The sequence below is a fragment of the Alishewanella sp. HL-SH06 genome (assembly GCF_052656265.1).
Genome location: NZ_CP199752.1, coordinates 2,611,492 through 2,635,750, shown reverse-complemented (window position 1 = coordinate 2,635,750; position 24,259 = coordinate 2,611,492). Strand labels below are relative to the sequence as shown.

The 24,259-nt window shown below is 43.6% G+C and carries 20 protein-coding genes and 1 pseudogene; 19 read left to right on the top strand and 2 right to left on the bottom strand.

Annotated features, from left to right (window positions below; all coding sequences use genetic code 11):
- The first annotated feature begins 29 nt into the window (after window positions 1-29).
- From ACUJFK_RS12050 to ACUJFK_RS11965, 18 genes and pseudogenes are all read left to right on the top strand, one after another.
- On the top strand, window positions 30-632 hold the full coding sequence (locus tag ACUJFK_RS12050; RefSeq protein ID WP_445425010.1) for a GNAT family N-acetyltransferase: 603 nt from the start codon (window positions 30-32) through the stop codon (window positions 630-632).
- Window positions 633-643: 11 nt separating this feature from the next.
- On the top strand, window positions 644-1,810 hold the full coding sequence (locus ACUJFK_RS12045) for a DegT/DnrJ/EryC1/StrS family aminotransferase (protein ID WP_445425009.1): 1,167 nt from the start codon (window positions 644-646) through the stop codon (window positions 1,808-1,810).
- Window positions 1,803-2,399 (top strand): sugar transferase, encoded by a 597-nt coding sequence (locus ACUJFK_RS12040; protein ID WP_445425008.1) that lies wholly within the window; start codon window positions 1,803-1,805, stop codon window positions 2,397-2,399. Before ACUJFK_RS12045 ends, ACUJFK_RS12040 begins: the two co-directional genes overlap by 8 nt.
- A 46-nt stretch (window positions 2,400-2,445) precedes the next feature.
- A complete protein-coding gene (locus ACUJFK_RS12035) occupies window positions 2,446-3,036 on the top strand; it encodes a PglD-related sugar-binding protein (protein WP_445425007.1) in 591 nt (196 codons plus the stop codon).
- Between the two features lie 264 nt (window positions 3,037-3,300).
- Window positions 3,301-3,483 (top strand): hypothetical protein, encoded by a 183-nt coding sequence (locus ACUJFK_RS12030; protein ID WP_445425006.1) that lies wholly within the window; start codon window positions 3,301-3,303, stop codon window positions 3,481-3,483.
- Window positions 3,484-3,615: 132 nt separating this feature from the next.
- Window positions 3,616-4,794: a hypothetical protein gene (locus ACUJFK_RS12025; RefSeq protein ID WP_445425005.1), complete on the top strand. Its 1,179-nt coding sequence runs from the start codon at window positions 3,616-3,618 to the stop codon at window positions 4,792-4,794.
- The gene (locus ACUJFK_RS12020; RefSeq protein ID WP_445425004.1) at window positions 4,791-5,864 is read left to right on the top strand and encodes a nucleotidyltransferase family protein; all 1,074 of its coding nucleotides are present in this window, start codon (window positions 4,791-4,793) and stop codon (window positions 5,862-5,864) included. Before ACUJFK_RS12025 ends, ACUJFK_RS12020 begins: the two co-directional genes overlap by 4 nt.
- A 139-nt stretch (window positions 5,865-6,003) precedes the next feature.
- Window positions 6,004-6,330, top strand: a complete 327-nt coding sequence (locus ACUJFK_RS12015; RefSeq protein ID WP_445425003.1) for a four helix bundle protein — start codon at window positions 6,004-6,006, stop codon at window positions 6,328-6,330.
- Window positions 6,331-6,441: 111 nt separating this feature from the next.
- Window positions 6,442-7,897, top strand: a pseudogene (locus ACUJFK_RS12010) (MBL fold metallo-hydrolase RNA specificity domain-containing protein).
- Window positions 7,898-8,010: 113 nt separating this feature from the next.
- Window positions 8,011-9,186 (top strand): nucleotide sugar dehydrogenase, encoded by a 1,176-nt coding sequence (locus ACUJFK_RS12005; RefSeq protein WP_445425002.1) that lies wholly within the window; start codon window positions 8,011-8,013, stop codon window positions 9,184-9,186.
- Window positions 9,187-9,317: 131 nt separating this feature from the next.
- Entirely contained in the window at window positions 9,318-10,319 is a 1,002-nt protein-coding gene (locus tag ACUJFK_RS12000) for an NAD-dependent epimerase (RefSeq protein WP_445425001.1), read from the top strand.
- Between the two features lie 79 nt (window positions 10,320-10,398).
- On the top strand, window positions 10,399-11,307 hold the full coding sequence (galU, locus tag ACUJFK_RS11995; RefSeq protein ID WP_445425000.1) for a UTP--glucose-1-phosphate uridylyltransferase GalU: 909 nt from the start codon (window positions 10,399-10,401) through the stop codon (window positions 11,305-11,307).
- Between the two features lie 81 nt (window positions 11,308-11,388).
- Window positions 11,389-13,371, top strand: a complete 1,983-nt coding sequence (locus ACUJFK_RS11990; RefSeq protein WP_445424999.1) for a polysaccharide biosynthesis protein — start codon at window positions 11,389-11,391, stop codon at window positions 13,369-13,371.
- A 52-nt stretch (window positions 13,372-13,423) separates the two neighbouring features.
- Window positions 13,424-13,906: a hypothetical protein gene (locus ACUJFK_RS11985; RefSeq protein ID WP_445424998.1), complete on the top strand. Its 483-nt coding sequence runs from the start codon at window positions 13,424-13,426 to the stop codon at window positions 13,904-13,906.
- A 71-nt stretch (window positions 13,907-13,977) separates the two neighbouring features.
- The gene (locus ACUJFK_RS11980; protein WP_445424997.1) at window positions 13,978-14,679 is read left to right on the top strand and encodes a YjbF family lipoprotein; all 702 of its coding nucleotides are present in this window, start codon (window positions 13,978-13,980) and stop codon (window positions 14,677-14,679) included.
- A complete protein-coding gene (locus ACUJFK_RS11975; RefSeq protein ID WP_445424996.1) occupies window positions 14,676-15,410 on the top strand; it encodes a capsule biosynthesis GfcC family protein in 735 nt (244 codons plus the stop codon). The genes ACUJFK_RS11980 and ACUJFK_RS11975 overlap by 4 nt, the downstream gene beginning before the upstream one ends.
- A complete protein-coding gene (locus tag ACUJFK_RS11970) occupies window positions 15,410-17,512 on the top strand; it encodes a YjbH domain-containing protein (RefSeq protein ID WP_445424995.1) in 2,103 nt (700 codons plus the stop codon). Before ACUJFK_RS11975 ends, ACUJFK_RS11970 begins: the two co-directional genes overlap by 1 nt.
- A gap of 221 nt (window positions 17,513-17,733) precedes the next feature.
- Complete coding sequence (locus ACUJFK_RS11965) at window positions 17,734-18,042, top strand: DUF6170 family protein (RefSeq protein ID WP_445424994.1); 309 nt, start codon at window positions 17,734-17,736, stop codon at window positions 18,040-18,042.
- A 120-nt stretch (window positions 18,043-18,162) separates the two neighbouring features.
- Here ACUJFK_RS11965 and ACUJFK_RS11960 read toward each other — a convergent pair whose 3' ends face one another.
- Window positions 18,163-20,046, bottom strand: coding sequence for a propionyl-CoA synthetase (locus ACUJFK_RS11960; protein WP_445424993.1), 1,884 nt, complete (start codon window positions 20,044-20,046; stop codon window positions 18,163-18,165).
- Window positions 20,047-20,222: 176 nt separating this feature from the next.
- Between ACUJFK_RS11960 and ACUJFK_RS11955 the strand changes: the two genes are divergently transcribed.
- A complete protein-coding gene (locus ACUJFK_RS11955; RefSeq protein ID WP_445424992.1) occupies window positions 20,223-22,085 on the top strand; it encodes a putative bifunctional diguanylate cyclase/phosphodiesterase in 1,863 nt (620 codons plus the stop codon).
- 83 nt (window positions 22,086-22,168) lie between these two features.
- Here the strand turns inward: ACUJFK_RS11955 and ACUJFK_RS11950 are convergent, their stop codons facing one another.
- Window positions 22,169-24,244, bottom strand: coding sequence for a tetratricopeptide repeat-containing diguanylate cyclase (locus ACUJFK_RS11950; RefSeq protein ID WP_445424991.1), 2,076 nt, complete (start codon window positions 24,242-24,244; stop codon window positions 22,169-22,171).
- Between the last annotated feature and the right edge of the window lie 15 nt (window positions 24,245-24,259).

The following is a 24,259-nucleotide window of genomic DNA, read 5'->3' as shown; positions in this document are numbered from 1 at the left end:
GTTTTATTTTTACTTGGAAATTTAAATTAATGTTTATTCGATCAGCAACAGAGAGTGATATCGATTCTGTAGTAATATTGCATATCAAGGCGTTCGAAGGTTTTTTTCTAACATCGCTTGGTAAAAGTTTCCTTCGTAAGTTATACCAAGCCTTTTTGTTTGAGGAGTCAGGTGTTTTTAGAGTTATTACAGACGATGACGGTAATATTATAGGTTTTGCTGCTGGCACAACATCACCTGATTTGTTTTTTTCTTCTCTAAGGAAAAAGAAATGGCTTTCGTTTTTAATTTCTTCAATACCAGGTGTCTTAAATCAGCCCATTAAAGTTTTACGTAAACTTTATCATGCTATGTTTTATAAAGGTGATAAGCCAGCTGAGCTATTATCTTCAGCTTTGTTGAGTAGTATTGCGGTCTTGCCAGAGATGACTGGTAAATCACTAGGTAAAGAGCTTCTACTGGATTTTGAAAAACAAGTAAAATCAATGAATGTTGCCAGCTTGTATTTAACAACCGATAAGTTTGGTAATGACAGTGTTGTGGCTTTCTATACTAAAACTGGCTATCAAATAGAGAGTGACTTTACACAGCCAAATGGTAGGAAAATGTTACGTTTAATTAAATTTTTTTAAAATGAGGCTATATGTCAGCAAATAATTTTTTGCCATTTGCATTGCCAGATATTGGCGAAGATGAAATTAATGAAGTGGCAAGTGCCCTGCGTTCTGGTTGGGTTACTACAGGGCCAAAAACAAAGCAATTTGAAGCAGACTTTACTGCGTTTCTCGGTGATAGTTCGTTAGAGTCGATAGCCGTTAACTCGGCCACATCAGGTTTGCACCTTGCACTAGAAGCGGTAGGTGTAGGTCCAGGTGATGAGGTAATCGTTCCTACTTATACTTTTACAGCTACTGCTGAAATTGTGCGTTATCTCGGTGCTACACCCATTATGGTGGACGTAGATGCCGAAACCTTCAACATGACTGCTGCCAGCTTTAAAGCAGCCATTACTAACAAAACCAAAGCTGTTGTTCCTGTTCATTTTGCAGGTTTAGCCTGTGATATGGATCCGATTGTTGCTGTAGCCAAAGAGCGCAATATTCGTGTTATCGAAGATGCTGCACACGCTTTACCAACAAAATACAAAGGTAAGTTAATTGGCACCTTGGACACTGATATTACGGTTTTCAGCTTTTATGCCAATAAAACCATGACAACGGGTGAAGGCGGCATGGTAGTAACCCGGCACCCAGAACTGGCGAAACGCTGTAAAGTTATGCGTTTACATGGTATTAGCCGTGATGCTTTTGATCGCTATGTTTCAACAAAGCCAGCTTGGTTTTATGAGGTTATTGCCCCTGGCTTTAAATACAATATGCCGGATATTGCTGCTGCAATTGGCATTCATCAGCTTAAGCGGTTGCCTGCATTTCAGGAAAAGCGCGAGCAGATGTCTCGTGCTTATTTTGACGCCTTTAAAGATTTACCTCTGGAAATGCCTGCCGCAGCGACTGGCGCTGATGAACATGCCTGGCATTTATTCCCGGTCAAAATAAAGCCGGAAGCGGGGATCGAACGCGCGCGCTTTATTGAGAAAATGGCAGAGCTGGGGATAGGTTGTTCGGTGCATTTTATTCCATTGCACTTACATCCATACTGGCGTGATACCTATAACCTGACGCCAGAGATGTTTCCTGTTGCACAACGCATTTTTGAACAGGAAGTGTCGTTACCCTTGTACACCAAGATGACCAGCGATGATCAGTTGCGGGTTATTGCTGCGGTAAAACAGGTGCTTATGGATGCTTAAGCGTTTTTTTGATGTGGTTTGCGCAGCGTTAGGTTTGGTTGTGTTGTTTCCCGTGTTATTGGTTATTGCGATTTGGATAAAACTTGACTCATCAGGCCCTGTTTTTTTTAGGCAGGTAAGGGTAGGGCGATTCGGTGTTCCATTTCGTATTCATAAGTTTAGGACCATGCGGGTTAACGCCGAGCAATCTGGGCTGCTAACCATAGGGAGGGACAACCGTATAACGCGCTCCGGTCATTTACTTCGAAAAACCAAGCTAGATGAGTTACCTCAACTAATTGACGTTTTGATGGGTAAAATGAGTTTAGTTGGGCCGCGGCCAGAGGTGCAAGAATTTATCGATTGTTACCCAGAAAATGTTAGAGCTAAGGTGTTGTCGGTGAGACCCGGCATCACAGATCGTGCATCAATTGAGATGGTTGATGAAAATGACATCTTGTCAAAATATCCAGAGCCTAGACAAGCTTACATCGACCATATTTTACCATTAAAGCAGCGTTATTATGTCGAGTATGTCGATAGTCATAGTGTTGTTACTGACATCCGGATTATTTGGGATACTTTACTTAAAATAGTAAAGCGCAATTAAAACCTGACAATTTGCTTTAGTACTAACTTATGAGTTTTATTAAAATATGAGTCACACAGCTTTACTTATTATTGGGGTCGGGGGTTTTGGTCGCAGTGTTGCAGAGGCTGCAATGTTATCAGGTAAATGGGGTTGTGTTGATTTTGTTGATGACAGTTATCCCCATCAGCAATTGCCTGCGGGTTATAACGTGATAGGCCATAGCGCTGACTTACCAAAATTTTTATCAAAATACACCGGTGTTGTTGTTGCTATAGGTAACAATCAAGTCCGCAGCGAAAAGCTGGCTAGTCTAGCAAAGCTAGGTGCTCCTATTGTGAATATTTATCATCCTCGTGCTTTTGTGAGCGAGCAGGCAGAAGTTGGCCTTGGAACCATGGTGATGGCCGGTGCCATTATTGGTGCTCACGCCCAGATTGGCCTTGGCTGTATACTTAACCCTAATGCCGTTGCAGACCATGATAGCATTATGGAAGATTACAGCCACTTAGGCGTCGGTGCTGTTATGGCTGGTACTTCGGTACTAAAAACAGGTGCTTGGCTGCGTGCCGGTGTCGCCTTAACCTATGGGGATGTGGTGCCGGAGAGGTTGATTGTTGAACCTGTTAGGTTCACAGAGCTTAAAAGTCACGTCTGAACAACTTTTTACTGAGGTAGTTTTAGGTGAATTATTTTAGGCATCTGGTTTTAACTATTTTTTTGCCCTTTGGCTTTTTTTGTTAAAATCCAAATATCAAGAGTCAGTCTTAAACATAGCAAAGCGGTTATTACTAGCAAAAATGTAGGTTGGAAAAATGTGTTTTTTTGGATCTTTAAAGTCAATTTAAGATATTTTGATAAATTCCTGCATTGATAATTAGTTTTTACCCAGCCATAAATATTCAGATGAGTGAGGCAACTTATGCAAAATAACCAAAATGACATGCAGGAACCTAATAATGCCGCAGCATCCGATGATGCTCAAGCGCAGTTAGACCAAGGTCGTCGTGATTTACTGAAAAAATTGGGTAAAGCGGCAGCTTTTGCGCCAGTGAGTATTGCTTTAGTGTCAATGGAAGCAAAAGCCTGTAGTTTTTCTTGTTAAGTGTTTCAAACCAACACCATGCAAGCTAATCAGCACACGGATATAGCACAGGTTTTTTCTTCTCAGCGGTTTGTAGCTTGGTTAGTAGATGATCATTTACTTATTTATGACAAGGCATATAATCAGTGTGAAATGGTTAATGCCCTTGGCAGTATGTTATTTTTGTTGTTGGCAGATCAACCCCTTAGCTTTGCCAAGTTAAGCGACAATGTAAACCAACTCGCCCCACATTTGCCCAAGCTTAATAGCCATTTAACATTTTGCCTTGAACAATGGCTGCAGCGGGGTTGGCTGCAGCTTACTGCTGATGGCCGCTACCTGCTTAGCGATGACATCACAGTGACACAGTCTTTGCCGCGCGGCGTTGTGCAGCAATTGCCCACCGCTAAGCAGCGGGTATCTAATGCTCAGTTGGTAAAGCGCATTTGGGTAAATTTGAATGGGCAGGATGTCATCACCGTTGCTTTTTATCAGGTGTTGCACCAGCACCAGCATGAACAGTTTCAGCAACCGTTTTGCCCTGAAGCTATTCCACGCTTATTAGCGGTACTGCAAGGTGTGTCGGTAGCGGCGCCGGCTAAGCCAGTAGCAGAGAAGTTTGCCTTATCTTTTGTGGTAAATGAAGATTATGTGGCTATTTTTACCGACAATGTAGGCTACCAAATTACTGATGAAAGCTATGCCTTGTCAATGCTGGCTACCTTGTTGTTGCGTTTAAGCTACGCTGATGCTGGTATGCTGTTATCGGCACATGCAGCCGCTGTGGGTAAAGCCGGTACTCAAATACTGCTGCCAGCTAATTCGGGTAGTGGCAAAAGCACCTTAACGGCCGAGTTGCTTGCCCAAGGCTGGGAGTATTATGGTGATGACGTGGTGGCTTTAGCGGCAATAGGGGAGCAAACCATGCAAACGCTGCCCTTTAGAACCGCCGTGGGCTTAAAACCCGGCTCTTGGCCATTATTGACTGGGCATTATCCAATAATACCCAGCTTAGCGGTAACAGAATATGCCGGCAAACAAGCGAAGTTTTTGCCACTAAGTCAATCAGCCACTAGTTCCTGGAAAACGGGTCGCATTGCTGCCGTGGTTTTTCCGCGTTTTTCGTTAGTATCAACACCAAGTTTGCGACCTTTAGCACTGCGTGAAACCATTGCCATGTTTTTAGTGTCTGGTGTATCTTTTATGCAGCATAGTAGTGATAAAACAGCCAACTTAACGCAGTGGTTGGCTTGGTTACAACATGCGCCTTGTTATGAAATGGTGTTTAATAACAGTGCCAGTGTTCAGCAAATGCTAGAAACCTTATTATGAGTGAACATATGGTTCCACCAGCCGGTTTTTCTGTGCTTTGCCAGCTGCTAAACCCCTTTATCCCCTCAGGGCATATTGTGTTAAACAACGTTGATTGGCCGATTTTGTTAAAAATGGCTGACACAACGCATGTCTTACCAGAGTTATACCAAGGCTTGCTAAGGCATCAGTTATTTGCTTCAGTACCCGTAGACATCGCCAACACGCTAACTGAGTTGTACGAATTTTTGCTACTTCGCAGCAAGCTGGTAAAAGCACAGTGCGATGACATTACCACAGCCTTTAATGCAGCAGGCATAGTGCCGGTTTGGTTAAAGGGGGCCGCTTTACTTTACCAAGCAGATTGGCCTAGATGTGCCAGAATAATGAATGATATTGATGTATGGGTACCTGATCCTGCGCAGCATTCATTGGCAATTGAGGTACTTAACAAGTTAGGTTACGTTAATAAACAGCAGCATGAATTATGGGAAGAGTCGCACCATTTTTCGCCGTTTTTCCATCCTAAAAAAGTGGCCACGGTAGAATTACATAAACATGTTATTCGCCCAGCACTGAGCGCGCTGCTGCCTAATTCGCTGTGCGCACAAGGCATTGAATATCAACAACAGCATAATATGCATTATGGTGTGTTAAGCTTGCCGCACAGAATTACGCAAAGTTTTATTCAATGCTCACTTATGGCATCGCCTTCGCTTGATACCGGCTTTATCCGGCTAATGAAAGTTGTGGATTTTCTACGGCTGATGTACAAAGCGGGGGTTTCGGCATTACCCCCTGATCTGCTCCAGACGCTGGCAGCACACCCCGAGTGGCAAAGATGCGCGGCACAATTTACCCAGGTGTTAGCACAGCATTTTGCCATTGCTAACCCTTTACCGCCTTGCAACAGTTATCAACGTAAACTTTATGCGTTATTAAGTGGCGAGCACAGCAGCAAAACGGTAGTAAGAAAAATCGCACTATTTAAAAAGCCTGCAGTACCTTTAAGTTACCTCTTAACTTCCCCCAATTATGTTTGGCAAGCTATTAAAGCGAGGCTTACGTTACTGATTAGAGGTAAGTTTTAATGTGTCTTGCTTTGCAATCGGTAACTAGCTGACTACGTCAGCGGTGACTAGTTCGCTTTGGAACGGTAAAAAGCTGCCTGTGGCAACTCGTCACTAGCAGCAAAGCTGCGAGTCAATGCTGTTGAAAAAGGACTTACTCATGCACTATGATTTAAAAGTGTGGAAATTAGCCATGGATTTGGTGGTAGATGTTTATGCAATCACTCGGCAATTTCCTGATATAGAAAAGTTTGGTTTAGCTTCTCAAATGCAACGTGCGGCGGTTTCGATACCTAGTAATATTGCCGAAGGTGCAGGTCGTGAAAGTAATGCTGATTTTGTACGCTTTTTAACAATCGCACGTGGTTCTCTAAGTGAATTGGAAACACAGCTGCTAATTGCACAGCGGTTAGGATATATCACTGATGTTAGCGAGCCGCTAAATAAAGTCAAAGAGTTGTTCAAGCTGAGCAAGGGACTAATATGAAAACTGAAATCGTAACAAGTTTCAAGCGCAATCAGTCACTTGTAACTTGTAACTTGTAACTTGTAACTAGTAACTAGCAGCAAAGCTGCGTGTCACTATAAAGGACATTGGATGTCGACTATTTACCCCAAACCACAGTTTATCCACCACGGCGCTGTTGATGGTGTTACCGGTTCTTGCCATGAGTATCAGCTAGCTGCTGAGTTCAGCTTACTTATTGATTGCGGTTTGTTTCAAGGTGATGAGCAGGGTAGTGGCAGCAAAGCTAATCTTGCTATTAATTTTCCCATTTCTCATATCCGCGCGCTTATCGTTACCCATGTGCATATTGATCATGTTGGGCGTATTCCTTATCTGCTTGCTGCGGGGTTTACTGGGCCTATTTATTGCTCTGTGGCCTCGGCGCATTTGCTGCCCTTAGTGTTAGAAGATGCGCTTAAGGTGGGGGTAACTCGTGATGAAAAGCTCATTGCTGGCTTTTTAAGGGCGATTGGCCGGCAATTGGTGCCATGCGAATTTAAACAATGGTTTAACTTACCCGATTACCAAGGTAAACCTGCAGGGCAGTTTCGGTTACAAAAAGCGGGGCATATTTTAGGCTCGGCCTATGTCGAAATTAAGCATTATCCTGCGGCCAACTGTAATGATCAAGCTAATACCAAGGTAAGCCGTAAACTGCCAAGCCCCTTTATTACGGTGTTTTTCGGGCGATTTAGGGGCGCCTTATTCGCCCTTGCTGGTAGCGCCCAAGCCACCTTATGCCGCCGATGTGGTAGTAATAGAAAGTACCTATGGCGATAAGCTGCATGATGACCGGCGCTTGCGTGTTAAGCGCTTAGAGCAAGTGCTATTGCATTCGTTGCAAGATAATGGCACGGTATTGTTTCCTGCCTTTAGCATTGGCCGAACGCAAGAGCTGGTGTACGAGTTAGAAGGTATTATCCATCGCCTGCAAGGCCAAAAAATTCACCAGCATTTAGCTTGGCAAGACTTAACTGTGATTATCGACTCCCCCTTAGCCGCTAAATTTACTACCGCTTACAAACAACTGCTGCCTTGCTGGAATGCCGAAGCGCGAAAAAAAGTGCATGCGGGGCGTCACCCACTTAGTTTTGCCCAGTTACATACTATTGATAGCCATGCCGAACACCTTGCTGCAGTTAACTTGCTGGCGAGTACTCGCAAGCCTGCTATTGTTATTGCCGCTAGCGGCATGTGTGAAGGCGGTAGAGTAGTCAATTATTTAAAGGCGTTATTACCTGATGCCGCGCATCAAGTGGTGTTTGTGGGTTATCAAGCACGCGGTACGCTTGGCGCTGCTATTCAGCAATATGGACCACGCGGTGGTTATGTTATGATCGACGGCCTACGGGTTGATATTCAGGCTGAAGTGCTCACATTAAGCGGCTATTCAGCCCATGCTGATAAAAAAGGGTTATTGAATTTTATTAGTGGTATGCACCGCAGGCCGCAGCAGGTTAGAATTGTGCATGGCGATGTGCCAGCGAAATTAGCGCTCCAGTCTGATCTGGTTGCTTATGCAGAACAGGTTGTTATTGCGGAATAAAATAGTTGAGTTTTTAGTTTTTAGTTTTTAGTTTTTAATATTGAGTATGTTTGTGGGATGGTTTTAACTAAAAACGTAGCTTTCAATACTCAAAGCTCATAAAAAGGATACTTATGTCAGGTTTGAAAATTGCAGTTGCCGGAACCGGTTATGTTGGCTTATCAAATGCCATGTTATTGGCTCAACAAAATACCGTGGTGGCAGTGGATATTGTTGCAAGCAAGGTAGCGCAGTTAAACAACAAGATATCGCCAATTGAAGACAAAGAGATTAGCGAGTTTTTAACGAACAAAACACTGAATTTTACTGCAACCCTAGACGCCGCAGCGGCTTACCAAGATGCCGACTTTGTGATAATTGCTACACCTACTGACTATGATCCACAAACTAATTACTTTAACACTAGCAGTGTAGAAGCTGTTATAACGGCGGTGCTTGCTGTAAACCCTAACGCCGTAATGGTAATAAAATCAACGGTACCGGTTGGTTATACCCGTGATGCAAGAGCCAAGTTTGCTACTGAAAACCTGATATTTTCGCCTGAATTTTTACGCGAAGGGCGTGCGCTTTATGACAATTTATATCCTTCGCGCATTATAGTGGGTGAACAAAGTGATAGGGCTTCGCAGTTTGCTGCATTATTGCAAGCTGGTGCTATTAAAAAAGATGTGCCGGTATTATTTACCGATAGCACCGAAGCAGAAGCCATTAAGCTGTTTTCAAATACCTACCTGGCACTGCGAGTGGCTTATTTTAATGAATTGGATAGCTACGCCGAAAGCCATGGGTTAAGTTCGCGGCAGATTATTGAAGGTGTGGGCCTAGACCCGCGAATTGGGAATCATTACAACAACCCTAGTTTTGGCTATGGCGGTTACTGCTTACCAAAAGATACGAAACAGTTGTTGGCTAACTATAAAGATGTACCTAATAATATTATCCAAGCTATTGTTGAGGCCAACCGCACGCGCAAAGATTACATCGCTGATGCGATTGTTAGCCGTAAACCCAAAGTGGTTGGTGTTTACCGGCTTGTTATGAAATCGGGCTCAGACAATTTCCGAGCATCTGCCATTCAGGGTATTATGAAGCGTATTAAAGCCAAAGGCATTGAAGTGGTGGTGTTTGAACCCGAGCTGAAACAAGCTGAATTTTTTAACAGTCGGGTCATTACAAATCTTGACGAGTTTAAAAAAATTGCTGATGTTATTGTCGCAAATCGACACAGTGATGTTTTGGCGGATGTCGCTTACAAAGTTTACACCCGTGATTTATTTGGTAGTGACTAGCTTGTTTCATAAGCGGTAACCAGTTTGCTCAATGCACCGTCATTAGGCCTTTTGGGCCGGTCATTGTAACGCTATCCGCTCGTCATCAGCAGCATAGCTACGTGTAAGTTTTAAATATAGTTGGAGTTTAGATGCATTATTTAGTTACCGGCGCAGCAGGTTTTATTGGCTTTTATGTTTGTCAGCGTTTGCTGGCTGAAGGCCACAGTGTTGTCGGTTTAGATAATCTTAATGATTATTATAAAGTACAACTTAAAAAAGACCGCCTAGCACAGTTAACTGATAAAGCCGCATTTCGTTTTGTTGAGCTTGATTTAGCCAATCGCGAAGGTATCGCTGCGTTATTTGCACAAGAGCAGTTTCAGCGGGTGATTCATTTAGGGGCGCAAGCTGGGGTACGTTATTCGCTAGAGAACCCACTGGCTTATGCCGACAGCAATGTTATTGGCACCCTTACTATCTTAGAAGGGTGTCGGCATAACAAGGTAGAGCACCTAGTGTATGCATCTTCAAGCTCGGTGTACGGTATGAACGCCAAAATGCCGTTCAGTACAACCGATCGGGTTGATCATCCGGTATCACTGTATGCCGCCACCAAAAAAGCCAATGAGTTAATGGCACATACTTATAGTCATCTTTATGGGATCCCTACCACGGGCTTACGCTTTTTTACCGTGTATGGCCCTTGGGGCCGCCCCGATATGGCGCCGTTTTTATTTACCAAAGCCATTTTAGCGGGTGAGCCCATTAAAGTATTTAATCATGGCCAGATGATGCGTGACTTTACCTACATAGACGACATAGTAGAAGGCATTGTGCGTATTCAGGCCAAACCACCTGTTGCACAGCCAGAATGGAATGGCAATAATGCTTCAGAAAGCTTTGCGCCTTATAAAATTTTTAATATTGGTAATAACCAACCGGTAAAATTAATGAGCTTTATCGAAGCCATTGAGCGAGCTGCGGGTAAAATGGCAATAAAAGAATACTACCCAATGCAAGACGGTGATGTACCGGCTACTTTTGCTGATATCGATGACCTACAAGCCGCTGTCGGCTTTAAACCGGCCACGCTCATTGATGAGGGTATGCAGCGTTTTGTGGATTGGTATCGAGAGTATTATAGTGTTTAGTGTTGAGTTTTTAGTTTTTACTTTTATCATCAGTTAAAAGATTAGCATTAACATTAGCAATTTTTAGAATGGAAAAAATATGCAAAAAAGTATTGTTCGTAAAGCTGTAATACCTGTTGCCGGCCTTGGTACACGGATGTTGCCTGCAACTAAAGCTATTCCCAAAGAAATGCTGCCTGTGGTAGATAAGCCCCTTATTCAGTATGTGGTGCAAGAGTGTATTGCCGCCGGTATTAAAGAAATTATCTTAGTTACGCATTCATCAAAAAACAGCATTGAAAACCATTTTGATATTAGTTTTGAACTCGAATCAATGCTTGAAAAGCGCGTAAAGCGCCAGTTATTAGATGAAGTACAAAAGATTTGCCCAAAAGACGTGACCATTATGCACGTGCGCCAAGGTCAAGCCAAAGGCCTAGGCCATGCGGTACTCTGTGCTCGGCCTTTAGTAGGTGATGCACCTTTTGCTGTGGTATTACCTGATGTGTTAATTGATGGCTACGACAGCGATTTAAAGCGCGATAACTTAGCGCATATGGCCACTTTATTTAGTGATACCGGTGTTAGCCAGGTAATGGTTGAGCCGGTGCCAATGGAAAATGTGACCAGTTATGGTGTAGCCGATGTGCAAGGTCAGCCGTTAGCGGCGGGCGAGTCCATTGCGATGACGGCGATTGTTGAAAAGCCGCCGGTAGATGAAGCGCCGTCTAATTTATCCGTGGTGGGCCGGTATGTGTTTTCGTCTGATATTTGGGAAGCCTTAGAATATACCCCACTAGGCGCAAGTGATGAGATCCAACTTACTGATGCCATTGCCATCTTGATGAAAGCTCAGGCGGTAAATGCTTATCACATTAAAGGCCGCAGCCATGATTGCGGCAACAAGCTGGGCTATATGCAGGCATTTGTTGAATATGGCTTGCGGGATAAAAACCTTGGGCCAGATTTTCAGCAGTGGTTAATGGGCTTGCTCAACGCTAACCGCTAAAAAGGCCTCATTACGCTATACTATTTTGTAAAGTTGTTTAAAAAGTTTGCCGGTGAGGTTGCCGGTAACTAGGAGTTCATCATGCTTGCATGGTTACTGGCGTTACCGCGCTCAGTGAAACGTATTATTTCGGTAGGTATAGATACCTTTTTTCTAATATTGTCGTTAGCTTTAGCATACTTACTCACGCAAGGGCAAGTAACACAGCAGCTGCAACCTATTGTTTTGGCATTTGTTATTGCTTTGCCGCTTACCTTGTTTATTTTTACAAAACTGGGTTTATATCGTGCGGTTATTCGTTATGTTGGCCAGCATGCTTTAGGCGCGGTACTCTTTGGTATTGTGCTAAGTGCTATTGCACTGGCCAGTTTGTTCGCTGTTATGGGGGTACATGACCGTACCAATTTAGTTATTGTTTATGCCTTGGTGGCGTTAGTTACTTCGGGGGGCATTCGTTTAGGCGCGCGCATGTTGTTTCAGCCGAACAATAATGGCCATAAAACCCGAGTGTTAATTTATGGTGCGGGTTCTTCGGGGCGCCAATTGGCGCAAGCCCTATTAAACGGCGAACAGTATCACCCGGTGATGTTTGTAGACGATGATACTACCTTGCAGCGTTCAACCATTTTAGGTATTCCGGTTAGTAGCCCAGACGGAATTGCCAGTTTAATTAAACAAAAAAATATTGGCCGGGTGCTACTTGCCATGCCGTCGGCCAGTCGCTCGCGTCGCCGTGATGTATTGGATCAGTTAGAAGAGTTACCGATCCCGGTGTTGTCGATTCCGGGCATGAGCGATGTGGTGAATGGCAGCATGCGTATTGATGAGTTGCAAGACGTAAAAATTGAAGATTTACTCGGCCGTGATCCGGTTGCACCAAAACTAAAACTGCTTAACGCCAACATTAAAGGTAAGGTGGTCATGGTAACCGGTGCTGGCGGGTCTATTGGCTCTGAGTTGTGCCGGCAAATTGTTCGCTGTGAGCCTATCACCTTGTTACTGTTTGAGCTGTCCGAATATGGTTTGTATGCGATAGAGCAAGAGTTAAAGAATTTTATTTTGCAAGAAGGTTTGGATGTTACATTAATACCTGTAATGGGTACGGTGCAGCGGCAAAACCGCCTTGAAACCGTAATGCGCACGTTTAAGGTGAATACCGTTTATCATGCTGCGGCTTACAAGCATGTACCGCTAGTTGAATATAATGTGGTTGAAGGTGTACGTAATAATGTATTTGGTACTTGGTTTACCGCTGATGCGGCTATTAAAGCCGGCGTAGAAACCTTTGTGTTAGTCTCAACTGACAAAGCGGTGCGGCCAACCAATGTGATGGGGGCGTCTAAACGCTTAGCCGAATTAGTGTTGCAAGCCTTGGCGCAGTATCAAACTAAAACACGTTTTTGTATGGTGCGCTTTGGTAATGTGTTGGGCTCATCTGGATCCGTTGTTCCTTTATTTAGGGAGCAAATTCGTAAAGGCGGGCCAGTGACTATTACGCATAAAGATATTATTCGTTATTTTATGACCATTCCGGAAGCGGCGCAGTTGGTGATACAAGCCGGTGCGATGGGCAAAGGCGGTGATGTTTTTGTGCTTGATATGGGCGAACCAGTTAAAATTTCTGATCTGGCAAAAAGAATGATCCACTTAATGGGTTTAGAAGTGCAAGACGAGCAGCACCCCGATGGCGATATTGAGTTGCGCTACACGGGCCTTAGACCAGGTGAAAAATTATACGAAGAACTGCTGGTGGGTAACAATGTGCGTAAAACTGAGCACAGCAGAATCATGGCTGCCGATGAAGTGTGTTTAACCTGGCCTGAAATGCAACATTTACTGCAACGGTTAGACAAAGCCTGTGATGAGTTTGCGGTGGAAGACATTATTGCGCTAATTCGTTCAGCACCAACAGAATTTAACTACAGTAATGCGACCAGCGATTTAGTGGCGAACGCGGCATGCGATGTGAGCACGGCGGCGCAAATTGCCTCTATTGCTAATGCAACCGCGCCGTTAACATTAGCGGCAGTTAAGGATGAAAACAAAACACAGCAAATTGCCTAATGGTAATAGTGGTAATAGTGTCATCTAACTATGCGTAAATGAAATGAGTTAATTGAAACACAATGTCACGTTGTCAAACCCCATGTTATCGGGTATTCTTGTCAACAATATATTTTTACTTAGAGGGATATTTATGAAAAAGTTAAGTTTAGCTGCGGCGGCTTTATTGTTGTCAATGGGTGTTAGTGCACAAGCTACCAATACCACTTCAACTACAGGGTCTTCTGTTACTACTTTTGGTTCATTGTCTGTAGCAACGTTAACTGCAGCAGGTGTTGCTGCAGCAGTAGCTGCGGCAATTGTGTCTAACGCTTCAGCTGACGGCTTGGTAGTGGATGGTGGTGATGGTGGTGATGGCGGCCCAACTGATCCAGTATTTACGCTGGTTTGTAACGAAGGCGACGGTGTTCCAGTAGATGGTGTTTGTACTAACAACAGCACCACAGTAACAGTTACTGGTACAGGTACCTCTACCAGCACGATTACTGTTCCAGTAGTTACAACTTATCCAGCTATCGCAACAATTTTGCCATAATTGGTATTGTTGAAAAAAGCCGCCTGTTGGCGGCTTTTTTTTGAGTGTAGCTCACCTGAGGCTTTACCTTTATGAACTCGCTAGCGCGTATTTTACTGCTTGTTATTTTGAGCTTTTTATCAGGCTGTTCCAATACTTATCAACACTATGCCAATATGGCTAAACAAGTGTTCAAAACCCCAACAGATATCACCTTAACCTATAGCACTATTGTGCAGGCGAAGAACGATTTTTTATATGTGCGGTTGGGTGAAAATTCGCGTATTGCCATGGGTTTAATGGCGGTTGATGGCGAGCAGATGAAATGGCTGTCGGCAGATCAATCTGTGTTAGTAACCGATCACGGCCGCATCATAAAAACCTTGGGTTTAAGTAATGATTTACTGTATGTCAGTAACCTGTTATCTGACCCCTTAAAGTGGAACAGCCTTAATAACAGTGCTTGGATCCGAGCTGTAGATTGGCACGCCGGTGAGTACGGTTATCAAATTCGCTCTAAGTTTTCTGTGCAGCAAGACCAGCTGACTTTTTTTACCCATTCGGTGAATACCATTAAAGTGATTGAAACGCTTGAGTATGATAATCCTGCTTCGTTTTGGCGTTTTGATCAACAATGGCAAAATGTTTTTTGGCTTGAGGCGAAAACGGGTCAGGTTTTAAAAAGCAAGCAGCAATTACAACCCGGTGCTCAGCCTTTTGAGCTGGTTTTTATTAGTGAAGTGGTGCGGCATTTGAATCGCGAAGGGCTATTTATCGCCGAGGATGCAATATGAAACTTATCACAGCACTATTTATGGGTTTATGTTGTGCCGCCAGTGGGCTGGTGGCAGCCAAGCCCGTAGTTGAAGTAAAAATGGGTTCGACGGAATTTAAATTTGAGCAGCAACCGCGATTAACTGAGGTGCTCGCACCTGTGGCACTGCAGCAAGCCTGGTATTGGCCGGCAAGCCAGTTGTACCGTTTAAATGCTTCACAGCTTGAACAACAAAGAAGCGAAGCCTTAGCGTTAATCTCTGCGTTAATGCTCGATGCGGATGATGAGGTGCAACTTTTATTAAAACGGCTGGCTGGCGAGCTTTCTTCTTGGCAACTGGCAGAAAAAATTCCGCTTGTTATCGATTATGATTTAGCCCGAGCTAAACAGGCTTTTAATCCGCTTTTCGAAAGTGGTCATTATCGTTTGCAGTTAAAGGTTAGGCCAGTAGAAGTACCTGTGTGGGGTGCAGTGGCAAAAAATGTTAATTTACCACTGCGTTCAGCAACAAGCGTGCATGACTATTTTGACGCCATACCAGAACATCCAACAGCCGATACCAGCCGCTTTTATCTTATTCAACCTAATGGCAACGTCATTGAAATTTTGCGTGGTGCTTGGCAACAAGACCGAGTTGAGGTTATGCCCGGTTCAACTTTATATATTCCTTTTTCGCATGGTTATTTTTCTAAAGACTTTGCCGAGTTGAATAAAAAACTTCTAGCACTTGCCGTGAACAGGATGGATTAATGCAGAACATCTCTTCCGTATTTAAATTATCGGCGCTTGCCATCTTATGTATGCCCGGTGCAGCCTTAGCAGATGATACTTGGCAGCAAGCACCGGCGCGGGTATCTCAAGCTATTCATGGTGGTGTAGGTTTACTGCAAACGCCCACATCTCGCATGGCAGCGGATGGCGATCTTTCGCTTAATTACACCGATAACGAAGAATACCGTTTGTGGTCGGTCAGTATTCAGTTGTTCCCATGGATGGAAGCCACCGCACGTTATACCGATGTTCGTAACCGCTTATACAGTGATTCTGCTTCCTTTAGTGGTGATCAGACATACAAAGACAAAGGCATAGATGTTAAATTTCGTTTATTGCAAGAAAGCCGTTATTTACCCGAAGTGTCACTGGGTTTTAAAGACTTTGGTGGTACAGGCCTGTTTGAAAGTGAGTTTTTAGCGCTAAGTAAGCACTATGGTAACCTAGATTTTCATTTGGGGATGGGTTGGGGCTATTTAGGTACTGCCGGTAATATAACCAACCCTTTTTGTGAAGTGCGCGACAGTTTTTGTAATCGCCCGGGCGGCTTTAGTGGGTCAGGCGGTAAGATTGATTATCAACGTTTTTTTAAGGGCTCTGCATCGGTGTTTGGTGGCATAACCTATCAAACACCGTGGCAACCGCTAGTTTTAAAATTAGAATATGAAGGCAACGACTATACCGAAGATTTTGCGGGTGTGTTAGCGCAAGATAGCCGCTGGAATATAGGTGCGGCTTATCAATGGGATGATTTTACGTTTGATGTTAATTATCAGCGCGGTAACACCTTAGGTTTTGGCGTGCATTACCGGCTGAATATGCATGAAGCCAGCCAAATTAAGATCACCCCCGCTAAGCTGCCGGTAACGGGTGTTAAAATTGATTCGTCTGCCAATATAAACTTTAACCAGTTAACGCATAACTTATATTACAACGCCGCATTTTTACCCAAAAGTATTCGCATGACCAAGGATGAGTTCATTCTGCACGGCCAGTCTCTCAATTATCGTGATGATGTGGAGCTTACCGATCGGGTCGCGCGCGTGATTATTGCGCAATTGCCTGAAAATATTAAAACTATTCGACTTGTTGAATATGCTAGCCATATGCCGCAAGTTGAAAAGCTGATTAATGTGCAAGATTTTATTGATGTGGCACAGAACAATTTGTTCCAGCCTGATCTACGTTCAACCTATGTTAGACAACAACCCGATGCTGCTGCCCTGGAGTTAGTTAATTTAACCGATGATCGTGGTTTTTATACCGGCTCTGAAATTTTTTGGGTGCAATCTTTTGGTAACCCAGAAAAATTCTATATGTATCAAGGCGGTTTATTTTTAGGGGGCGGATATCGTTTTAACAACCAATTTAGTATGAATGCCACGGCTAAACTTACCGTGTTAGAGAATTTTGATTCCTTTAATTTTAAAGTGGATGCTCAGGAGTCGGCATTACCTAGAGTGCGTACTTATGTTCGTGAGTATGTTACTCGCAGCAAATTATCGGTTGAAAACATTTATGGGCATTGGCAGCAAGAAATTGCGCCGTCAGTTTTTGCGCAAGCCTACGCGGGTTACCTTGAAACGATGTTTGCAGGGGCCGGGGCAGAGTTTCTGTATCGACCTGTTGATAGTACGCTAGCCTTTGGCGTCGATTTAAACTATGTAAAACAGCGTTCATACGAAAATGATTTTGGGTTTCTGGATTACAAAACCGTAACGGGGCATGTGAATGTTTACTGGCAACCTGAGTTTCTTAAAGACACCTTGTTAACCTTCAATATCGGTCAGTTTTTAGCTAAAGATAAAGGGGTTAATGTTGATTTTGCTAAGCGTTTTGATAGCGGTATCGTTGTGGGCGCTTATGCTGCGATAACGGATGTCAGTTCAGAAGAGTATGGCGAAGGCAGTTTCACTAAAGGCTTTTATATATCATTACCGTTTGATTTGTTCTCGATTAGCCCTGCTAAAGGCCGAGGCCGTATTCCATGGGTACCCATTGGTCGCGACGGTGGTCAACCGCTTAATCGCCCCATTAAGCTTATCGACAGGACCGAAAGCCGTTCACCATTCTACGACTAACTGGTCGTACCGCACTCCGGTACAGGCCATACCAGTTAAATCCACTGGTATGGCCACACTCCGGTACTGGTTGTACCACACTCAGACACTGGTACAACCACACTCCGGTACAAGTCAAACCTCTGACCACACTCCGGTACCGGTCTGACCAGTCGATTTAGCCAGTTATGACGTAATGTTATGTATTAAATATTTGTTGTGGTTTTTTAAGGCGGTAGTAGATGATTTATTTTAACAGTCAGAGTATCCCCGAGCTTGCTGGCTTGAATTTTTCACAGCGCATGGAAGTAATTCGTACCGCAGCTGATAGGCTAGCAGCACCTACAAAAATAACTTTGAATATTATTAAGTTAATTATTCTTTCTACGTTATTTATTTTAATTGCTCGCGCTGAAGGTTTAGCCATCCCAGGTTATATTCTGTTATTGGTAGTGGTTTATCCGTTGATCACACGGCCTATCACTTTTTATTTATGCCGCTCACAGTTTGCCGCAATTCGCCGGCAGCAGTTTCCAGAAAAACAAGCTTAGTCGCCATTTCACCTAACCGACTCTGAGTGTGGCCAGACCAGTACCGGAGTGGGGTCTGGCCAGTGTCTGAGTGTGGCCAAACCAGTACCGGAGTGTGGTTTGACCAGTGTCTGAGTGGGGTTAGGTGATGCCGCGTTGTTTCATGATGTCGGCAATCTCTGGCAAGCTAGCTGGGTCGTCGATAGTAGAGGGAACTTGGTAGCTTTGTCCTTCACCGATTTGCCGTAACAGTTTGCGTAATATTTTACCCGAACGTGTTTTGGGTAGCCGAGGCACGATTAATGCTTTTTTAAAGCTGGCAACTGCGCCGATTTCTTGTCTTACTAACGCGACTAACTCTGCTTGTAGGGTCGTTTCATCAACGGTGATGCCGTTTTTCAGTAGCACGAAACCCACAGGCTGCTGACCTTTTAATTCATCAGGTAAACCGATAACACAGCATTCTGCTACGGCAGGGTGCGAGGCTAAAATCTCTTCCATTTCGCCGGTTGATAAACGATGCCCGGCAACGTTGATGACATCATCCGTACGGCCCATCACAAACAGATAGCCGTCTTCATCCAGGTAGCCACCATCGCCGCTGCTGTAATAGCCGGGGAAGTGACTTAAGTAACCGGCTTTAAAACGCTCTGGATTGCCCCAAATGGTGGTTAAGCACCCTGGAGGCAGTGGCAGCTTAATTGCAATATTGCCTTGTGTGTTGGCGGGTACAGCTTGTCCTGCATCATCTAATATTTGCACATGGTAGCCAGGTACAGGTTTGGTTGACGAGCCGGGCTTGGCCGGCAGTAATTCAACACCGGCTAAATTGGCGCAAATGGCCCAGCCTGTTTCAGTTTGCCACCAGTGATCAATTACGGGTTTGCCTAATACTTCACAAGCCCATTGATAGGTGGGGGGATCAAGCCTTTCACCGGCCATAAAAACATGTTTTAACTGGCTTAAGTTATGCGGTTTTAACAGTTCAGCATGGGGATCTTCTTTTCGAATAGCACGAAAGGCGGTGGGCGCAGCAAAAATGGCTTTTACGTTATATTCCGCACACACTCGCCAGAATGCACCTGCATCGGGCGTGAATACCGGTTTACCTTCATACAAAATAGTGGTGGCGCCTGCGAGCAAGGGGCCATATACAATATAGGAGTGTCCTACTACCCAGCCCACATCTGAGGCGGCCCAAAACACATCGCCGGCTTGAATATCATAGATAGCTTTCATGCTGTATGTTAAGGCAACCGCATGCCCGCCATTATCACGCACCACGCCTTTAGGCTTGCCGGTCGTGCCAGAGGTATAAAGGATGTACAGCGGATCAGTACTTTGCACCGGGACGGCGTCTACGGCTGTGGCATTAAGCATGGCTTGTTGCCAATCCACATCACGCTCTGCAATTAGGGTTGCAGGATCTTGCGGGCGCTGAAAAATAATACAGTGTTCGGGTTTATATTCAGCTTTTTCAATTGCGCTGTCGAGTAGCGGTTTGTAGCTTATAACACGGTTAATCTCGATGCCACAAGAGGCACTGATCACCACTTTGGGTTTGGCATCATCAATACGGATCGCTAATTCATGCGGTGCAAAACCACCAAATACCACTGAGTGAATGGCGCCCAGTCTTGCCGAGGCTAACATGGCGATCACCGCTTGTGGGATCATTGGCATATAGATAACTACACGATCACCTTTGGTTACGCCATGTGCTTGTAATACTCCGGCGAATTTTGCTACTTCTTCGAGGAGTTGTTTATAAGTGTATTGTTGTTTGGTTTGAGTTACTGGAGAGTCATAAATTAGCGCAGTTTGTTCACCACGGCCTTCAAGCACTTGCTGATCCAGTGCTAAATAACAGGTGTTAAGCTCACCATCGGCAAACCAGTGATAAACATTGTCATGCTGGCTGATAATTGTTGTAGGTGCTTTGTACCAAGCGATTTTGCTTGCTTTGTGAGCCCAAAATGCCGCGGGATCAGCAACAGACGCTTGATATTCTTGTAGGTAAGACATGTTAGTATCCTTAAGGATGTTTAGTTATCTTACCAATGTACAGAATTTATAATGAAATAAAACTAGACTTATGGCTAAGGCGCAATAGTTGAGCTACCACGTTTTGAGTGCTTGGCTAGCGAAATTTTGAATTTACAGATACACTTTTTAAGTATGTTTAAATTAGGAAGAGAATTTTGTCTGTTAACCAAGACTATGATGTTGCTTTTTTTAGATTAGTTGCGGCGATTTCCGCTGAATTTGTGTTGAGTTCAGCAAACGAAGTGGATGACGTTATTAATAAAGCCATAGCGCGTATTGGCATGTTTTATGGTGCTGATCGTTGTTATGTATTTATGTTTAGTGCCGACTTAGTTACTGCAAGCAATACGCATGAATGGTGTGCCTCGGATGTTTCGCCTCAAAAATCGTGTTTACAAAATTTAGCTTCAGCAGAATTTGGTGGCTGGTTTAGCAGCTGGCAAGAGGGCGAAATCTCGCGTATCGCAGATATTTCCGTTTTAGAGCACACGTCAAATGAATATCAATTGTTAGCCAGTCAAGGTATCAAATCGCTTTTGATGATCCCGTTACGCAGCAATACACGTTTAATCGGCATGTTTGGTATTGATATGGTGAAACAGTTACAGGGTTGGCCTGAGGCAGAAGTGGCCGGGTTAAGTCTGATTGCGGGTAATATTTGCGGTGTATTATTACGAAAAGAGGCTGAGGAAAAAGCAGAAAGCTTAGCCTTTTACGATCCGGTAACTGGTTTGGCCAATCGGCAGTTAATGTTAGATCGGATCGAACAAGCGCAACGACAAAGTCATCGTAATCAGTTTTATGTGGCATTACTGTTTATTGATGTCGACGATTTTAAAACACTAAATGATAGCTTAGGTTTTACTAAAGGAGATGAAGTTCTTAAACTTATCGGCCAAGCATTGCAGTCGGTGTTGCCGCAGGGAGACACCATTGGGCGCTTTAGTGCAGATGAATTCTTAGTATTAAGCGAATTGTTTACTGCCGAGCGTTGTAAAGCGGTGCAGGCAATTACGGAATTAGCGGCAAGTTTACAGCACACGGTCATTTCTAATCAAAATTTAATGTCGATCAGAGAGAAAAACACCATCAGTATTGGTTGCACTTTGTTTTTGGGCGGGCAGCATGATACGGATGTACTCATTACACAGGCCGATCTGGCCACCTACCAAGTAAAGCAAGCAGGCGGCAATGGCCTGAGTTTTTTTGATATCACGTTACAGGAACAAGCTAACCAACGTTTGAATTTAGCCAAGGAATTACGGCAAGCATTAAATCAAGCACAGTTTGAATTGTTTTATCAGCCACAGTTGGTTCACCCGGGGGTCGTGCTGGGGGCTGAAGTATTGTTACGCTGGCGTCATCCAGAACGCGGCTTACTTGGCCCAGATGCGTTTATTCGTTTTGCTGAAGAGACAGGCTTGATTGTGGAAATCGGTGAGTACGTGCTTTTTCATGCCTGTAAACAATTGGCTGTTTGGCAGCAAACGCCTAGTACAGCCCGTTTAGAACTGTCGGTAAATATTAGCGCTAAGCAATTAAAACAAGCTAACTTTTCAGATAAGGTGCTCGACATTATAAAACACACTGCTATTGATGCGTCGGCGCTGAAGCTGGAGCTTACAGAAAGTGTGTTGGTTGAAGATTTTGATAATGTTGTCGGTATTATGCAGATTTTGCAGGCCAAAGGGATCCGCTTTTCCTTGGATGATTTTGGTACAGGGTATTCTTCGTTAGTCTATTTAAAGCGTTTGCCCTTATATCAATTGAAAGTTGACCGTAGTTTTGTTGCCGATTTACTTACAGATGAGAATGATCAGGCTATTGCAAAGATGATCATTTTATTAGGCCAAACCTTAGGATTAGAAGTGATGGCTGAGGGGGTTGAGACGGTGGAGCAGTTAAAAACCTTGTTCAAGCTAGGATGTTACCATTATCAAGGTTACTATTTTTCTAAACCATTACCATTGAACTTATTTGAGCATTATTTGGCAAAAACGAGCAGGTTATTGATTTAACTTTCGAAAAATCAACAAAAGCATTTAACTCAATTGGTCAATTAGGCTCATTAAATTAGGCTCATAGTACTAACTAACCCTTTTTAGCCATGAATAGTATGAAGTTTAATCATACCTTCTTGTATCGCACCATTAAGATCTGCTTGTAAATGCGGTTCTGCATCGGCAAACGGCACTAGCAATTCGTCAATCAGGTTAATTTGGTTACGACCATTTAACTTACTGATGTAAAGCGCCATATCGGCAACTTGTAATACTCTTTCCCAATTAAATTGGTGCTCAGGCACTTGCGAAAACGGTAAGCGAATAAAGCCACCGCTAATCGTGACGGGGATCTCATTACCTTCGTATACCACGGGCAGGGCGCTAACGACTTGCAGCACTTGCTGGCAGAGATCATCAATAGCTTCTTGCTCTAAACGCTGAATGACAATTAAAAACTCTTCACCGCCCCAGCGGATCAACAGCTCGTTATCATCAGTTAAGGCCAATAAGCGTCGACTTAAATCAATCAGCACGGCATCACCTGCCGCATGACCGTAGTTATCATTTATTTGTTTGAAAAAGTCGATATCTAACAATAAGAGTGCGCAAGCATCCGGCTGGCTGCTTTTATGGCGTTTCGCCATTTTATCTTGCATAGCACGACGATTAAATAAGCCGGTTAAGGGGTCGCGTAAAGACTGATATTCCAGTTGTTTGTTAACTTCTTTCAGACGGAGATTTGAGCGTTGTACTTTGCGGTACAAATTAACCAGTAAGATAGCCGCTAAACCCATAATAAAAATAAACAAAAAGGTAATGGTTTGCTGCAGTTGTTTATTTTTAAGCAGCTCTTCTTGCAGTTCGTTTTGTTGTTGTAAGATAGTGATTTGTTGTGTTTGAGATTTGAGTTCATAGCGAGATAACAAATCACGTGTAATTTTTTCACTGGACGCTGCGGCAATTTCTTCACGGAGTTGCATTTGCCACTCAAGGGTTTCGGCTAGTTTTGGATAATCTTTAAGCGATTTATAGGCTTTAGCAAACCACCCAAGTAAGTCTTCTAGTTCAGTTTTACTATCGCGTTGCTGGTAAAAAGTAAAAGCGTTTTGCATTTTGGTAAGGCCTAATTCGGCTTCACCTAAAACTACTTCTAAATAACCAATGTTAAAATTAATAAGGTTAACGTTTTCTGTATCTTTTAATGCGAGCGCTTCAGTTAATGCTTCTTCTAGAATATTTTTTGCTGCTTGATAGTTCTGTTGTTCGATGTACACCGAACCAAGGTTGTTCATGAAGGTAAGCACGAGACTCTGCTGTTTTTGGGCTCGGGCGCGGGCTAAACCTTTGAGATTCACTTCCACAGCTGCGGCATAATCTTTTTGACCCGCCATGACAAAACCGAGCGATAAAAATAGGTCAGGTAGAAGTTGGTCTTGTTTATAGCGTAACAAATCTTGATAAACTTCTTCTAACAAGCTTCGTGCACGTTGCCAATCTTTTAAATCGGTATGCACAATTGCGATCTGTTGTCTTAAAGAGGTGCTACGAACTAAAGTTCTACTGTCGTTTGTTGTATTTAAGGCATCAAGTGCTTGCTCATAATGTTTTAACGCCTTTTCGTATTGTGTGTCTTGTCTAAATAGTCTACCTAGCAGAGCGTTTATCCAATATTTAACTCGGGGGTTTTCAACGTCTGTGAGTATACCGGCCAGTATTTCAGCATTAATATAGGCCTGATTACTTTGATTGCGAAAAGACAGCACTTCGAGTTCTGCAGCCATAATTTCTGCAATAGCGTTAACCGACGTGGTGTTATGTTTAATTTCTGCCAGAGTCGCTAAAATATCATCTACAGCAGAAGGGTTTGCTTGATATAAATGAGCAAATAGCTGGTAAGTTAGTGCTCTAACGGTGCTCTCGGGTGTATTGTCTTCAGCCAGATTCTTAGGAAGGCGGTCGATGATACTTTGTAGTTTTAGATTTGCTTGCTCGGGGTCAACTAGGGTTAACGTTAAATAATCGTCTAATGCTTGCTCAACTGAAGCATCGCGCATAGCTTGAAACTGAACGTGTTTCGTGTCATCGCTAAAATGCTCTTGCGCCACTGCCCAATTAGGTAGCAGCGATAGGGTCAGTGTACAAACCAGTGCTAAAAAACATTTAGTTAATGACATTATTTTTATAAAACC